Annotated in this window: 11 protein-coding genes and 1 pseudogene; 8 read left to right on the forward strand and 4 right to left on the reverse strand. The window is 32.8% G+C overall.

What is annotated here, in order from left to right; translation table 11 throughout:
• Positions 1–496 precede the first annotated feature (496 nt).
• Positions 497–1588: a bifunctional 3-deoxy-7-phosphoheptulonate synthase/chorismate mutase gene (locus CD032_RS12560; protein WP_040030104.1), complete on the forward strand. Its 1092-nt coding sequence runs from the start codon at positions 497–499 to the stop codon at positions 1586–1588.
• Positions 1589–1888: 300 nt separating this feature from the next.
• Positions 1889–2878: a catabolite control protein A gene (gene ccpA / locus CD032_RS12565; RefSeq protein WP_019467758.1), complete on the forward strand. Its 990-nt coding sequence runs from the start codon at positions 1889–1891 to the stop codon at positions 2876–2878.
• A gap of 189 nt (positions 2879–3067) precedes the next feature.
• On the opposite strand, the gene CD032_RS12570 is transcribed toward ccpA, so the two are convergent.
• Together CD032_RS12570 and CD032_RS12575 are read right to left on the reverse strand one after the other, a co-directional pair.
• Positions 3068–4222: an acetoin utilization protein AcuC gene (locus tag CD032_RS12570; RefSeq protein WP_019467757.1), complete on the reverse strand. Its 1155-nt coding sequence runs from the start codon at positions 4220–4222 to the stop codon at positions 3068–3070.
• Positions 4223–4239: 17 nt separating this feature from the next.
• Entirely contained in the window at positions 4240–4872 is a 633-nt protein-coding gene (locus tag CD032_RS12575; protein ID WP_019467756.1) for a hypothetical protein, read from the reverse strand.
• Between the two features lie 181 nt (positions 4873–5053).
• Between CD032_RS12575 and acsA the strand changes: the two genes are divergently transcribed.
• Together acsA and CD032_RS12585 are read left to right on the forward strand one after the other, a co-directional pair.
• On the forward strand, positions 5054–6763 hold the full coding sequence (gene acsA / locus CD032_RS12580; protein WP_019467755.1) for an acetate--CoA ligase: 1710 nt from the start codon (positions 5054–5056) through the stop codon (positions 6761–6763).
• Between the two features lie 303 nt (positions 6764–7066).
• On the forward strand, positions 7067–8734 hold the full coding sequence (locus CD032_RS12585; RefSeq protein ID WP_103211526.1) for a formate--tetrahydrofolate ligase: 1668 nt from the start codon (positions 7067–7069) through the stop codon (positions 8732–8734).
• 208 nt (positions 8735–8942) lie between these two features.
• Here the strand turns inward: CD032_RS12585 and CD032_RS12590 are convergent, their stop codons facing one another.
• Positions 8943–9854, reverse strand: coding sequence for a biosynthetic peptidoglycan transglycosylase (locus tag CD032_RS12590; protein ID WP_019467753.1), 912 nt, complete (start codon positions 9852–9854; stop codon positions 8943–8945).
• A gap of 399 nt (positions 9855–10253) precedes the next feature.
• Between CD032_RS12590 and tyrS the strand changes: the two genes are divergently transcribed.
• Positions 10254–11516 (forward strand): tyrosine--tRNA ligase, encoded by a 1263-nt coding sequence (tyrS, locus tag CD032_RS12595; RefSeq protein ID WP_019467752.1) that lies wholly within the window; start codon positions 10254–10256, stop codon positions 11514–11516.
• Between the two features lie 224 nt (positions 11517–11740).
• On the opposite strand, the gene CD032_RS12600 is transcribed toward tyrS, so the two are convergent.
• A complete protein-coding gene (locus CD032_RS12600; RefSeq protein WP_040030105.1) occupies positions 11741–13027 on the reverse strand; it encodes a S1C family serine protease in 1287 nt (428 codons plus the stop codon).
• Positions 13028–13193: 166 nt separating this feature from the next.
• On the opposite strand from CD032_RS12600, the gene CD032_RS12605 reads away from it, so the two are divergent.
• The 3 genes and pseudogenes from CD032_RS12605 to CD032_RS12615 all read left to right on the forward strand — a co-directional run bounded on the left by CD032_RS12605 (position 13194) and on the right by CD032_RS12615 (position 16834).
• The gene (locus CD032_RS12605) at positions 13194–13814 is read left to right on the forward strand and encodes a lysophospholipid acyltransferase family protein (protein ID WP_019467750.1); all 621 of its coding nucleotides are present in this window, start codon (positions 13194–13196) and stop codon (positions 13812–13814) included.
• Positions 13815–13978: 164 nt separating this feature from the next.
• A pseudogene (gene nagE, locus CD032_RS12610) lies at positions 13979–15474 on the forward strand (N-acetylglucosamine-specific PTS transporter subunit IIBC).
• Between the two features lie 238 nt (positions 15475–15712).
• Complete coding sequence (locus tag CD032_RS12615) at positions 15713–16834, forward strand: HAD family hydrolase (protein ID WP_019467749.1); 1122 nt, start codon at positions 15713–15715, stop codon at positions 16832–16834.
• Positions 16835–17241 lie beyond the last annotated feature (407 nt).

Raw genomic sequence — 17241 nt, forward strand, 5'->3', positions numbered from 1 at the left:
CACGATGCAAAATCGGTACAATTTAAATTTTGTTATTCAAAAATAAGCCTCTTACGTATATTTTAATAAACACTACTTAAATAAATTCACTAAGTGCTTTGTTTATATAGGTTATAACGTGACTCAATTTATACACTAGCAATGGAAACTTTAATTCTTATTTCCACAAATATCTGTGCATTCAAAAGTAACGATTAAAAAATAAACGTAAGATAAAATAGGTATAGTTATTTATATCAAGTGATATATATCATTTACTTGCATACGATGTAACGAATTGTTGAAATAAAATTATATTTTATGTAATAGTGTAAAAATACGGCTAGTAAATAACAGAAAATTCAGTTATCATTAAACGTATTCACTTTAAAAGTGATTTTTTACGTTTGAGACTTGAACTTATGTGTAGTTATTGTTAGAATTACGTTTAACAAATATTTTATCGCTTTAAAGCAGAATAAAATATCGCTGTAAAATTTTCATAGAGGTGAATAAAATGACAGACAAATTACAAGAATACAGAGATGAAATTGTTGGAATTAATGAACAAATATTAGACCTTTTATCTAAAAGAGGGAAAATCGCACAAAAAATAGGTGAAGAAAAACGCAAACAGGGTACAATGGTATATGACCCTCAACGTGAAAAAGAAATGATTAATCAACTTTTAGATAAAAATGAAGGTCCGTTTAATGATAATGTGATTAAACAACTATTTAAAGAAATTTTTAAAGCCTCTACTGACTTGCAAAAATCAGAGAATGAAAAACACTTATATGTGTCTAGAAAATTGAAACCAGAAGATACGATTGTTCAATTTGATAATGGAGGCATTATTGGTGATGGTAATAAATCATTTGTTTTTGGTCCATGCTCAGTTGAGTCACAAGAACAAGTAGATGAAGTTGCTGCAAACTTACAAGCTAAAGGTGAGAAATTCATTAGAGGTGGTGCATTTAAACCTCGTACATCACCTTATGATTTCCAAGGGTTAGGTGAAGAAGGACTTAAAATACTTAAAAATACAAAAGATAAATATGGTTTAAATGTTGTAAGTGAAATTGTAAATCCAGCAGATTTTGAAATTGCTGACCAATATTTAGATGTCTTCCAAATTGGTGCACGTAATATGCAAAATTTCGAATTATTAAAAGAAGCAGGGCGTTCTAATAAACCAGTATTATTAAAACGTGGATTGTCCGCTACAATTGAAGAATTTATTTTTGCAGCTGAATATATTGCGTCGCAAGGTAATGAAAATATAATTTTATGTGAACGTGGTATACGTACATATGAAAAAGCTACTAGAAATACATTAGACATTTCCGCAGTGCCGATTTTAAAACAGGGGACACATTTACCAGTTTTAGTAGATGTTACACATAGTACTGGACGTAAAGATATCATGTTACCGACTGCAAAAGCAGGTTTAGCTGTTGGTGCTGACGGCATTATGGCAGAAGTTCACCCAGATCCTTCCGTTGCATTAAGTGATAGTGGGCAACAAATGGATTTAAATGAATTTGAAAAATTCTACAATGAATTAAAACCATTAGCTGATATGTATAACAGCAAACAATTAAAATAAAGTATATGTCATTATGATTTTATAACCTCTATTTTGCACACTAACTATTTAGGTGCATATAGAGGTTTTTATATTTCTTTATAATAACTATTTATACGGAAAATAGATACTGTTTTTAAAATTTATTGTTAATGGAATAAAAAAAATACTCAAATAAGATTTAATGAATTATTATGAAATTGACATAATTATGACATTCAAATCAAAATGATTTTACATTTACGAAAAATATGGTAAACTTTGAAAATGTTATGAAAACAGAGTATAATGATAAAGAAATCGCTTTCAAGGAGGAAGTTTATGACTGTAACAATTTATGATGTAGCTAGAGAAGCTAGAGTATCTATGGCTACTGTTTCGCGTGTCGTAAATGGTAACCAAAATGTAAAACCAGAAACCCGAGACAAAGTGAACGAAGTAATAAAAAAATTGAGTTATCGTCCTAACGCAGTAGCAAGAGGATTAGCGAGTAAACGTACGACGACTGTCGGGGTAATTATCCCAGATATTTCAAATGTGTATTATTCACAACTTGCACGTGGTTTAGAAGACATTGCTACGATGTATAAATATCACTCAATCATCTCTAATTCTGATAATGATCCGAGCAAAGAGAAAGAAATTTTTAATAATTTATTAAGCAAACAAGTAGATGGCATTATCTTTTTAGGTGGTACCATATCAGAAGAAATTAAAGAGTTGATTAATAAATCATCTGTACCAGTGGTTGTATCAGGTACGAATGGTAAAGATGAAGGAATTTCATCTGTCAATATTGATTTCCAAACTGCTGCAAAAGAAATAACGGCACACTTGATCGAAAAAGGGGCAAAGCGTTTTGCTTTTGTAGGTGGAGATTATTCTAAGAAGGCACAAGATGATGTGTTAGAAGGATTAAAAGAAGTTTTATCAGAAAATCAATTAACATTGGACGAACAATTAATCTTCAATGGTAATGAAACATATAAAGATGGTTTACGTGCATTTGGTGCATTAAAATCTACTAAACCAGATGCTATTTTATCAATTAGTGATGAACAAGCAATTGGTTTAGTTCATGCAGCACAAGATGAAGGTGTAACTGTTCCGGATGATTTACAAATTGTTAGTTTTAATAATACGCGATTAGTAGAAATGGTTAGACCACAATTATCAAGTGTGATTCAGCCATTGTATGATATTGGTGCAGTGGGAATGAGATTATTAACCAAATATATGAACGAAGAAGAAATTGATGAACCTAATGTGATTTTACCGCATAGAATTGAATATAGAGGTACAACAAAATAAATTTAATAAAACATAGATGGTATAACCAAAAGCATGTTTACTATGCTTTTGGTTATAGTTTAGTAAGAATGCACTGGTTTTAAATTTTACCTGAGCTGAAATGCATAAGCCCCACTAATCTCAATGAACTGAGTAGTGGGGCTTTATCATGCTCTGTGTTTTTATGTAGTAAAACTATCAAAATAAGTGTTATTTAAACCAACTTAATACTTGAGTTGCATGTTTCATATTGATCTCTGTAATTTCTTTACGTCTGGGTATCAATTGATAATCTAATTTTTGATCTTTCCAAGTCTTTGGTAGTTCACAAGTAGCGTAAGGTGTCCACTTAGCTATCCATTTTTCAGGTAATTCACCTTGTTGTTTTTGTTCACCTATTAATGCCAAAAATACATGTGTCCATGCACGAGGTACAACTTTCCAAATATTGTAACCACCGCCTCCAAACATAATCACTTTTCCATCAGTATATTTATCTGCTAATGCTTTAATTTTATAGGGGATTTCATATAGTGCATTTAGGGTACAACTCATATGTGTGAGTGGATCTAAATAATGAATATCTACACCATGTACACTCACAATGATATCAGGTTTGAAAGAGGCAACAACAGGTTCTAATGTTTCATTTAAGACCTCGAGATATGATTCATCTTCTGTGTACGGTTCAAGTGGTATATTGACGGTATAACCGAAGCCTTGTTCATTGCCACGTTCTGTATAGTTTCCTGACCCAGGGAATAAAAATTTACCCGTTTCATGTATAGAATAAATTAAAGCATCGTTGTTAGTATAAAAACTCCATTGTGTTCCATCACCATGATGTGCATCTGTATCTATACACATCACACGTAAATCATAATGCTTGATGAGGTAAGCAATGGTAATTGCCACATCATTGTATATGCAGAAACCATTTGCACGACCTGGCAAACTATGATGTAATCCACCACCTAAATGACAACCATTGGTGAACGTACCGTCCATAATTTTATCAGCTAAATTAAGGGCACCACCCACAATTCGTGCACTGTGTTTATGCATCATTCTAAATTGCAGTGTATCGCTTCCATCTAAGCCGTATTTCTTAGCTTCATTGTCATTTAAAATGCCATGTGATGCACGTCTGATAGATTGTATATAATCATAGCTATGAATCAAATTTAATTCGTCATCTGTTGCAATACGTGGTTTAACAATGTGTTCAGGTTTTAAATAACCTAAATCACTTAATAATTCAGTTGTCAGTTTCAATCTCATTTGATTGAAAGGATGTTGATTACTAAAACGGTATTGTAAGATTTCGTTTGAATAAACAAAACCAGTTTTTTGGTTATTGCTCATATTGATTTAACTCCCCTTTAAAAGAAAAAGCGATTCTTGTATCTTAAATCATCGAATGCTTGTAACTGATCAATGGAAATGCGTGCACCTATTCTTGCCATTAAACAATTGGCTGGATGACTAGTGATTTCAGGATCATCTGTAGCAAAAATTTCTAGGCCTCCATAACCCATTAATTTTTGCATTAATTTTTTATAAGCAAAAACATCAAGACCTGCATTTTTTAAATCCCAATGCCAATAATACTCAGTGGTTAATACGATATAATCTTCATATTCATCAGCAGACAAACTTAAACGAATGAGTTTACTGCCCAAATGTAAATGTCGATAAGGTAAGCTGATTTCTATGGCACCCAGTTCTATTAAGTACTCAAGCTTACCATCAGACCAACGTTCTAGTGGGTCAGGATAATGATAAGTGACATAACCTATTATATGTTTATGCTTTCGTATCACAAAAATTCTGCCTTCTGCTAATTCACTAATTTCTTTTATAGCTATAAATTGATCGTCGGGTTGTCGAAAAGCAGAAAGTCCATCATCAAAAGTCATAAGTTCAAGATTTTCTCTAGAAACAGGACCTTCTATAATAAATGTACCTTCGTCCATATGAAATGATTGAAATTGATACGTTTTTATATGTTCCATTTTTTCACTCCAAACGACTTTAGATGAATATCATATTCACCCTTTAATAGTTTTAGTATAAGGGATTTTAGAGAAAATTAACACGATAATGTATTCGTTTACACCAATTATTTTGAAAATTGCGAATTTGTTAGTTATAATATGCATTAAGTATTCGATTTCATTAAGAGGGGGATTTAGAATGAAAGTAGAAGTATATAAAGGGGAAGAAGGAAATTTTAACCTTCAAAACTATGAGAAACAATACAACAACTTTGATTGGAAAGAGGTCGAAAAAGCATTTTCATGGTATGACACTGGTAAAGTGAATATGGCACATGAATGTATTGATCGCCATGTGGATGAAGGTAAAGGAGAAAAAGTTGCACTTCATTATAAAGATGATCAGCGACAAGAAAGCTATACTTTCAGTGAAATGAAATTAAAATCGAATAAAGCTGCAAATGTTTTAAAGGATAAGGCAAATGTTGAAAAAGGTGATCGTGTATTTATTTTCATGCCACGAACACCTGAACTTTATTTTGCATTATTTGGTATTTTGAAAATCGGTGCAATTGTCGGTCCATTATTTGAAGCATTTATGGAAAAAGCTGTTGGAGATAGACTAGAAAATAGTGAGGCAAAAGTAATTGTTACTACAAATAGCTTATTACCAAGAATACCTGTAGATAAGTTACCAAATTTAGAAACAATCATAGTAGTTGATAATGATGTCGATCAAGCATATGTAGATTTCAATAGTGAGTTTGAACAAGCAAGTGATCAATTTGATACGGAATGGTTAGATCTAGATGATGGTTTGATTTTACACTATACATCAGGATCAACTGGTCAACCTAAAGGTGTATTACATGCACAAAAATCAATGTTAGTACATTATATTTCAGGTAAATATGTACTTGATTTTAAAGATGATGATGTGTACTGGTGTACAGCAGATCCAGGATGGGTCACAGGGACATCGTATGGTATATTTAGTCCTTGGTTAAACGGCATTACGAATTGTATTGCGGGAGGTAGATTTTCTCCTGAAGCATGGTATGGCATGATAGAAGAATTTAAAGTGACTATCTGGTATACAGCACCAACAGCGTTAAGAATGTTAATGAGTGCTGGTGACGATATCGTCGAAAAGTATGACTTGTCATCCTTGAAGAGCATTTTATCTGTCGGTGAACCGTTAAACCCAGAAGTCATAAAATGGGCAAAAGATGTATTTGGATTGCGGGTATTAGACACTTGGTGGATGACTGAAACGGGCGGTCATATGATTGTAAATTATCCTTCGATGGATGTGAAATTAGGCTCAATGGGTAAACCTTTACCAGGCATTGAGGCATCAATCGTAGATGACCAAGGTAATGAATTACCTCCAAATCGCATGGGTAATTTAGCAATTAAAAAAGGTTGGCCATCCATGATGATTTCCATTTGGAATAATCCTGAAAAATATGAATCGTATTTTATCGGCGACTGGTATGTTTCTGGAGATTCAGCTTATAAAGATGAAGATGGATATTTCTGGTTCCAAGGTCGTGTTGATGATGTAATCATGACAGCAGGAGAACGTGTAGGTCCATTTGAAGTAGAATCAAAATTAGTAGAACATGAGGCTGTTGCAGAAGCAGGAGTCATTGGTAAACCTGATCCTGTACGTGGTGAAATTATCAAGGCATTTGTTGCCCTACGTCCTGAATTCGAAGAAAGTGATGAGTTGAAAGAAGAAATTCGTAAATTTGTAAAAGAAGGATTAGCTGCACATGCTGCACCACGCGAAATAGAATTTAAAGAAAAATTACCTAAAACACGTTCAGGTAAAATTATGCGTCGCGTATTAAAAGCATGGGAACTTGACTTGCCAGAAGGTGACTTAAGTACGATGGAAGATTAATTAAATACAAAGTATTTTATGATTATTCAGTAAGCAAAACTAGCTAAAAACACTCCTTTATTGATAAGTTTTAACGTAGCTTAAAATTTTGAAATAAAGGAGTTTTTAGTGTAATAAAACAATATGAGTAGAAATATATATCATATCTTTACAAAAGACGCTTATTATTTTGAAAGCGTTATCTCTATTAATCGACAACACAACATTATTTAGTTATTATGAATGTGTAAGGAATTTTGACTCACTGATTGAATTTTAAATTTAAAAAGTGATAAAAATTTATATAAGAAGGGGCGAATTAATTTGGCACATTTATCAGACTTAGATATTGCTAATCAATCAACATTACAACCAATTGGAGATATTGCTGAAAAAGTGGGCATTCCTGCAGATGCTTTAGAACCATATGGACACTATAAGGCTAAGATAGATATCAACCAAGTTAAACAAAAAGAGAACAAAGGGAAAGTTGTGTTGGTAACAGCTATGAGCCCAACACCAGCTGGTGAAGGGAAATCAACAGTTACAGTGGGATTGTCAGATGCATTTAACCAATTGAAACAAAATGTCATGGTTGCTTTACGTGAACCTGCTTTAGGACCAACGTTTGGTATTAAAGGTGGGGCGACAGGTGGTGGTTATGCTCAAGTATTACCAATGGAAGATATTAACTTGCATTTTAATGGTGACTTCCATGCGATTACTACCGCGAACAATGCTTTATCAGCATTTATTGATAACCACATTCATCAAGGAAATGACTTAGGTATAGATCAAAGAAGAATTGAGTGGAAACGCGTTTTAGACATGAATGACCGTGCCCTAAGAAATATGATTGTAGGATTAGGCGGACCAACACAAGGTGTACCTCGCGAAGATGGCTTCAATATTACAGTTGCTTCAGAAATTATGGCGATTTTATGTTTAGCTAACGACATTCAAGATTTGAAATCTAAAATCAGCAAAATTACAGTAGGTTATACAAGAGATCGTAAACCAGTCACTGTTGCGGATTTAAAAGTTGAAGGTGCTTTAGCGATGATACTTAAAGACGCAATCAAACCGAATTTAGTACAAACGATAGAAGGAACGCCTGCATTAGTACATGGTGGTCCATTTGCAAATATTGCACATGGTTGTAACTCGATTCTTGCTACACAAACTGCTAGAGAATTAGCTGATATTGTCGTAACAGAAGCAGGATTTGGCTCGGATTTAGGTGCTGAGAAATTTATTGATATCAAAGCGCGTGAAGCAGGATTTGAACCATCTGCAGTTGTAGTAGTAGCTACAATTCGGGCGATTAAAATGCATGGTGGCGTTGCAAAAGATAACCTTAAAGAAGAAAATGTTGATGCGTTAAAAGCAGGAATTGTAAACTTAGAGCGACATGTAAATAATGTGAAAAAATATGGATTAGAACCAGTGATTGCATTAAATGCATTTATACATGATACAGAAGCAGAAACTAAATTTGTTCAAGAATGGGCAAAAGAAAATGGTGTTCGACTAGCTTTAACAGAAGTTTGGGAAAAAGGTGGTAAAGGTGGTATCGATTTAGCTAACGAAGTGTTAGAAGTAATCGAACAACCACAAGATTTCAAACATTTATATGAACTAGAGCAACCATTAGAAGATAAAATTGAAACAATCGTAAAAGAAATTTACGGTGGTAGCAAAGTAACATTTAGTAGTAAAGCTCAAAAACAATTAAAACAATTTAAGGAAAATGGTTGGGATCATTACCCTGTATGTATGGCCAAAACACAATATTCATTTTCAGATGATGCTACATTGTTAGGTGCACCTGAAGGTTTTGAAATTACAATCCGTGAATTAGAAGCTAAAACAGGTGCTGGATTTATTGTTGCACTGACTGGTGCAATAATGACAATGCCAGGATTACCTAAACAACCTGCCGCATTAAATATGGATGTTACAGATGATGGACATGCAGTAGGTTTATTCTAAAAAATTGTACAAAAAAGAGCCTTTGATATAACCTCTTTTTTAATACAATCTTCAATTTCTATCGAATCATATAAGAATTAATCCTAATTAGTGAGATTAAAATAAAAACACTTTCGTTGAGTTCATTTAAAATGAATCATACGAAAGTGTTTTTCTATGCATAGACTTGCTAACTTAATAGAAATTAAAAACATGTATATGATTAATTTTATTTAGTCATTAAATGAGCTTTAATATCATAATTTTCTGCACGTCTATAATCATAAAGGGTAATTTCATCTTCTACTAACATACGTTTTAACACATAATGTTGTCTATTTAAACTGACTTGAATTTGATCGCTAGATTTAAGTGAACCATCTTCATTATAGGGTGTGTAATAGTATGGGCTTTGTAATAACCCAACTAAATAAGCAGATTCAGCAATATTCAAATCCTCGGCAGGTTTGCCGAAAATACTATAAGCAGCTGAACCAATGCCAGAAATATTTGTGCCATTATAATCACGACCAAAGGGAACAATATTTAAATATGTATATAAAATTTCGTCTTTAGTCAGTATTTTTTCTGCGCGCATTGAGAGTACCAGTTCATTTGCTTTTCGGTTATATGTTTTTTTATTGGTTAAAACTTGGTTTTTAACAAGTTGTTGCGTAATTGTACTACCACCAGTAGCATCAATTGAATTAAATATATCCTGTCCAATTGCTCTTAAAACGGCTTTAGGTAATATACCATTATGACGAAAGAACAAACTGTCTTCTGAAGCTGTTAATGCTTTGATCACATTGCTATCAACATGTTTTGGACCAACAATAAGTGTATTAATAGAATTGTTATATTCTGATAAAATGTTGTCACTTTTATAATCAATATCTTCATTACCAGATACATTTAATAATTTATGTTTTAATTCATTATCTGACATATGTGTTGCTTCTTTTGTTAAATTTTGAAAATAAAGTACAGATATTGCGAGTAAGATAAGCAAAGAACAGCCAAATATGAAAAACAACCCTACGAAAAAGTGTTTGATTTTTTTATAAATAAATTCAAACTGTTCCAGTCTGGTAAGTTGTTTATCTTCACGAATGTCGGTATCAAACGTTTGTTTTTCCATAGTGGTCCTCCTTAGCTAAACAGTATTATAACATAAGATAGACTATTGACTTTTAAAATAGAATTAAATATAATAAATATCAATTCGATATCGTTTTTGGATAGAGGAGAAGTAATATATTGTATCATCCTCAGAGAGTTAGTGGTTGCTGTGAACTAACGTTGATCTTTATATGAATACACCTTTATAACGCAATTATCCAAACGTTTTAGTTAATGAACGTATCATTAATAAAGTTGTTTGACTTAAAGTATGGTGGTACCGTGCACTTGCGCCCTTACATAAATATGTAAGGGCGCTTTTTTGCATTTTCTAATATTATTTTTCTTGAATATATATAAGTAATGCAAATAAAGCCTATTCAAAACTTTATCAATATTTAATTAGGAGGTTGATATCATGACAAATGCATTAATTGAAGAATTAAAATGGAGAGGCTTAATTTATCAACAAACGGATGAAACAGGTATCGAGAATTTATTAAATAAAGAACAAGTTACGTTATACTGTGGTGCCGATCCAACTGCAGATAGTTTACACATTGGTCATTTATTACCATTCTTAACTTTACGTCGCTTTCAAGAGCATGGTCATCGACCACTTGTATTAATTGGCGGCGGTACAGGGATGATAGGCGACCCATCTGGTAAATCAGAAGAAAGAAAATTACAAACTGAAGCACAAGTTGAAACCAATGTACAAGGCATTAGTAAACAAATGCATAAAATTTTTGAATTTGACACAAATAAAGGTGCAAAACTAGTTAATAATAAAGATTGGCTTGGACAAATATCACTGATTGAATTCTTACGTGATTATGGTAAACATGTCGGTGTAAATTACATGCTGGGCAAAGATTCTATACAAACCCGTTTAGAACACGGCATTTCATTTACAGAATTTACTTACACAATTTTACAAGCAATTGATTTCGGACATCTTAATCAAACATACAATTGTAAAATTCAAGTAGGTGGTTCAGACCAATGGGGCAATATCACTAGTGGTATTGAACTCATGCGTCGTATGTATGGAGAAAATGAAGCATTTGGTCTGACGATTCCGTTAGTAGTTAAATCTGATGGTAAAAAATTTGGTAAAACAGAAGGTGGCGCAGTATGGTTAGATGCTGACAAAACAAGTCCTTATGAATTCTACCAATTTTGGATTAATTCAACAGATGAAGATGTTATTAAATTTTTAAAATACTTCACATTTTTAAGTAAAGCAGAAATAAATGATTTAGAAAAATCACTGCAAGAAGCACCACATTTACGAGAAGCACAAAAAGCATTAGCCGAAAATGTTACTAGATTTATTCATGGCCAAGATGCATTAGATGATGCAATTAGAATTTCACAAGCTTTATTTTCAGGTGATTTGAAATCACTTTCAGCTAAAGAATTAAAAGAAGGATTTAAAGATGTACCACAAGTTGACTTAAACCACACGACTTCGAACCTTGTTGAAGCCATCGTTGAAACTGGCATATCTTCATCTAAGAGACAAGCACGTGAAGATATAAATAATGGTGCGATTTATATAAATGGGGAAAGACAACAAGATGTAAATTATGAATTGTCAGAGGATGATAAAATCGATAATGCATTTACAATTGTGCGTAGAGGTAAGAAAAAATACTTTATGATCAATTATAAATAAGGTTATACTTAATCATAAGCTTTGAAATATAAAAGGTGTGGAACTGAAATCTAATTTTTATTAAAATGATTTCGTTGTCCCATTCTTAGTAGCGATAACTCCAATTGTAAAAATTTAGAGCTAAAGCTTATGCATAAGTCCCACTACTCAATAAATTGAGCAGTGGGACTTTATTTTAAGATTAAGTTTTGATTCATGTTATGTTAATATATTATCACATTTTATTAATTAAAAGGGACGGCTTCTTCTTTAGATGAGTCATTCGTATTAGACTTTTGTTCTGTTAATTTGACATCTATACTTTGTGTTTTACCTTTTCTTTCAATTGTTAAATTAACATTATCTCCCGGTTTTTTATGTTCATATAAATAAGAGCGTAGTTCTGTATCTTCTTTGACTTTTTCATCATCAATTTTTGTAATAATGTCACCTTCTTTTAATCCACTGTCAGCATATACTTTTGCTACATATATACCTTGTTTTCTATCCGTATTTAATTGTTTTTTATACTCATCTGGTATTTCACTTAAATTTAATAAACCAATACCAATAGAAGGGCGATCGATTTTTCCGTTTTTAACGAGTTCCTTAATTGTAACTTTCACTTCGTTACTAGGTATAGCGAAACCAATACCTTCAACTTGTTCATTCGCTATTTTCATAGAATTTATACCTACTAAATTCCCATTTAAATCTACTAACGCACCACCAGAATTACCAGGGTTAATGGCTGCATCTGTTTGTAGTACATTTACTTTGTTCGCACCTGCAGATGTTTGCGTATCAATTGTACGTTCACTTGCTGAAATGATACCTGATGTTACAGAATTTGCGAATTCTAAACCAAGTGGGTTGCCCATTGCAAATACACTGTCACCTGTTTTCACTTTAGAGGAGTTGGCAAAATCTATCGCTTTTGTACCTTTGGTATCATCAATTTTTAATACAGCAATATCAGTAAGTGCATCTTTACCTATTAATTTGGCATCTACTTGTTTTGAATTATGTAATTGTACTTTAATTTCGCTTGCGCCATCAATTACGTGATTATTCGTAACAATATATGCTGACCCATTATTCTTTTGATAAATCACACCAGAACCTACGCCAGCTTCTTCAGATTTAGCAGATTTCCCTTTAAGCAAATCATCTAAATTTTGTGCTTTTTGCATATTGATGACACCGACAATTGCAGGTGATACATCTGTAATCATTTGATTGACAGAATCATATTTATCATTTTTGCCATCTAATGAATTACCAGCATTACTGTTATTATTTGCTTCTTTGACGGTTGAACCATTATCATTTAAAACAGTATTCTCCATCAATTTGCCAATACCTAAGACGATGAGTGCACCTATGATACCAGCTATGAGTGCAACAAGAACAGTTTTAAACCAAGGGAATTTTGGTTTTGTTCGTTTACTAAATGTCGTCTGAGTGTTATTTGATGTTTGCGCGTCAGGTTGTTTATTATTTATATTTTGATCGTTGTTAAATTCTGACATATTATACCTCCGATTTATTCTATAAAACCTATTATGAAAGGTTTGTCCAACTTTTTCTAGTATATCACTATCCAACTTTAGACTGAAATATAAATTATCTTGTTCATTAATGCACTAAATGATAGAATCAATAGGGTAATATAAGGTAAAAAAAGTAGGTGGAAAAATGTATAGAATAGTTAGTGGTATATTAAATTTTATTTTACGTAAAATAAGTAAATCATTAGAAGTACAAGGAAAAGAAAACATCCCTCAATTACATAGATACGTAGTCACTTGTACCCACGAAAGTTACAATGAAGTCATTATGCTAGGTATGGCTATTTATCCCAACCAAATTCATTATATGGCCAAAAAAGAGTTGTTTCATAATAAATGGTTCGGTGGATTTTTAAGTTCACTTAATGCTTTTCCAGTTGACAGAGAAAACCCTGGACCAAGCACGTTGAAAAAGCCAATTAAATTATTAAAAGAAAATAAAACAGTGGGTATTTTTCCAACTGGACATCGTATGAAATATGATGAAGGCTCACCGATGAAACGTGGCGCAGTTACAATCGCTATGATGGCGCAAGCACCCATTTTACCAGCGGCATATATTGGTCCCCAAAAAATTCAGGGCTTAATCACAGGCAAATCAATTATTAAATTTGGTGAACCCATTGAAACAAAAAATTTGCCTAAAGATATGAAGCGAAACGAGAAATTAGAATATTTAACAAAAGAATTGGAAAAAAGAACAATTCAATTACAAAATGAATTAAATACGTATGCAGCACATAAATAGTTAATTTTACTCATTTTGAATCTTATTTTATATACGAATTTTATAGAACTTGTGTTATTATGGAATTGTACAATGACAACAAGTATAACGCTTTCATTCACCACGTGGACATTTTGTACATGTGGTGATTTTTTGGGTAATTTATTGGGAAATGGGGAATGATTATGTATAGTTTCTTTCAACGTTTGGGAAGATCGCTCATGTTGCCAGTTGCTGTGTTGCCAGCAGCAGCAATTATCGTTGGTATTGGTAATGCATTAACAGCACTCGGTATCTTGCCAACCATAGCTGCGTTCTTTTCTACAGCAGGCTCAACGATTCTAGAACAACTAGGAATATTATTTGCAATTGGGGTCGCTTTAGGTATGGCGAAAAAAATGACGGAGCAGTGGCGCTTGCTGCAGCTGTTGGTTTCTTCTTAACAACCGTCGTGCTTAGTCCTGAAAAATTAGCACCATTATTGGGTGTAAAAGAAACAGGAGTAAATGAAGCGTTCGAACAAATGAATAATCAAAACGTCTTAATCGGTTTGATTATTGGTTTAGTTGCTGCATATACGTATAACAGATTTAGTAAAACAGAATTACCAACAGCGTTATCGTTCTTTAGTGGTAAACGTTTGGTACCTATTTTAACTGCATTCTTTAGTATATTTATAGCAGTTATTATGTTGTTTGTTTGGCCGATTGTGTACTCAGCAATTGTTGCATTTGGAACATGGATATTAGATTTAGGTCCTGGTGGCGCATTTTTATATGGCTTTTTCAACCGTTTGTTAATACCTACTGGACTGCACCATGCATTGAATACAGTGTTCTGGTTTGATTTAGCAGGTATTAATGATATCGCTAAATTCCAAACGGGTGATGGTGCCGTTCAAGGTATTACAGGACGCTATATGGCTGGTTTCTTCCCAGTAATGATGTTTGGGATTCCAGCAGCAGCATTAGCGATGTATCATACTGCTGAGACAAAACAGAAAAAAAGAGTTTATGGCTTAATGTTTGGTGGAGCGATATCAGCATTTTTCGTTGGCGTGACTGAGCCAATCGAATTTTCATTTATGTTTGTAGCACCAATACTATTTGTCATTCATGCACTATTAACTGGTTTATCTCTGTTTATTGCAGCGCTATTCCACTGGACAGCAGGGTTCTCATTTAGTGCAGGATTAATTGACTTTTTACTATCTCTGATTAATCCAGTAGCAAATCATCCACTGATGTTGATGGTTCAAGGTGTAGTGTTCTTTGTTATTTATTATGTTGTATTTAGATTAGCGATAAAATGGTTGAAACTAAATACACCTGGTCGTGGCGATAACTTACTACCTGATCCGACATCAGAAGAAGCTACAACAGGTGACACTGCAGATTCAGATGAGTCTGAAAGGGAATTACAGACAAATAAGTATTCAAAAACGGCTAGTCAAATTTTAGAAGGTCTTGGTGGCAAAGAAAACATTACTTCTTTAACAAACTGTGCTACACGATTACGTATGGAACTTAATGATAATAGTATCATTGATGAAACTAAGATAAAAGCTGCTGGTGCAGTAGGTGTTACAACAAGTGGTAAGCATAACACCCAAGTTATTATTGGTACGCAAGTACAACAAGTAGCAGATGAAATGGAAACACAATTAGAAGATCATAATTAGATAGCAACCTTTGAAAGATTTACTATAAAAATATAACAATTCATAAAATCACGTTTGGAAATAAGCGATAAGTACATGTTATCGTTTCATTTTCAAGCGTGATTTTATTTTCAAATTAATTCTATGAAATTAATAATATTTTTCTATATATATCTTTTGGAAATACATTGCTCTTTTCATATGTAAATAGTACGATATACTAGTATCAGAATTTTCTGATTAAAGGAGAGGAACTAAGATGAAGTCGGTATTATTTGATGTTGATGGTGTGTTTTTAAGTGAAGAAAGGTGCTTTGATGTATCTGCATTAACTGTTTATGAAATGTTAATGAGTAAAGATTATATTGGTATTGACCCGTCTATAGATTTTCATGAACTGGATGATGAGCAAATTTCTGAAATAAGAGATATTGTCTTCTACCATGATGAAATTTTAACAAAGTTAAAATCTTTAGGTTTGAATTCAAACTGGGATATGTTATTTATCGTTATTGCATTACATTACATTGATTTATGTAAATCACTTTCTCAAGAGGAATTATCTATTGCATTGAATAGTGAAAGTTTTAGTGAACAAACGCTACAATTTCTCGTTGATCATATTTCAAATATTGAGCTTAATTTTGAATTACCACTTTCATTTTTAGATGGTTTAAGTTCTGGTAAAGAAAATATATATCAAGCGTTAATTGAACATGCAAAAGTACAGTTAAATACAGAAGATGCTGAATTATTTGAGTTGAAAAGTCCATTCTGGACGCTAGCACAAGAAATTTATCAGGAATGGTATTTAGGTTGCCAATTGTATCATGAAGTAGAACAGAAACAACAACGCACTGACTTTAAAAAGGGCTATATATATCAAGAGGTAGTGCTCAGACCTGTCAGTGAAATCAAGCAATTGTTGGTAGATTTGAAAGAGGCTGGTTACCAAATTGCGATTGCAACAGGTCGACCACGAACTGAGACAATTGTTCCATTTGAGACACTAGGCATTAAATCTTTGTTTGATGATTTACATATTGTAACAGCCAGTGACGTATTGAATGCAGAAGAGCATTTTCCTGAATTAAAGCCGCTAGGGAAACCAAATCCGTTTAGCTATTTAGCTACGCTTGATGGTAATATTTTGGAACATTATAAAAAATATGCGACAAATCAAGAAAATCGTGTAAATCCAGATGAAGTATTTATTGTTGGTGATTCATTAGCTGATTTATTAAGTGCGAAAAAGATAGGTGCAACTTTTATCGGTCCTTTAACAGGTTTGAAAGGTCAAAATGCACGTGAGGAATTAGAAAGTTATGATGCTGAATATATCGTTAATCATGTAGGTGAAATTCGAGATATTTTATTATAATACAAATGTTGACGATTGAGGAATATAAAAATATTAACGTATATAATTACATCTTGATAAAGATGATTACGATGAATGAGTTACAAGGTTGAGCTGAACTAAAACGCATATATAAACATTTTGGATGATGTGAGTAGCATCACGATGAATTTGAATTTATCGAGTACAATTTCGAGGATTGTTTCAACGCTTTCATTCACATGTCGTGACACATCATATATAGAGGTTTTGCATTGTGCTGACGCCCGGGAAAATGATATGAGCGAGAGACTACAGGCTCGAGCCATATCCCCAGGCAAGCATGCACAATCAAAATCGTAAGTAATCCATATAAAAAGGACCAAATTTTTATTATTTATAATTTCAAACTAACTATGTTATTAACTTTATAAAATAAGAACATCATT

The organism is Staphylococcus cohnii subsp. cohnii (genome assembly GCF_002902365.1).
GTDB classification, from domain to species: domain Bacteria; phylum Bacillota; class Bacilli; order Staphylococcales; family Staphylococcaceae; genus Staphylococcus; species Staphylococcus cohnii.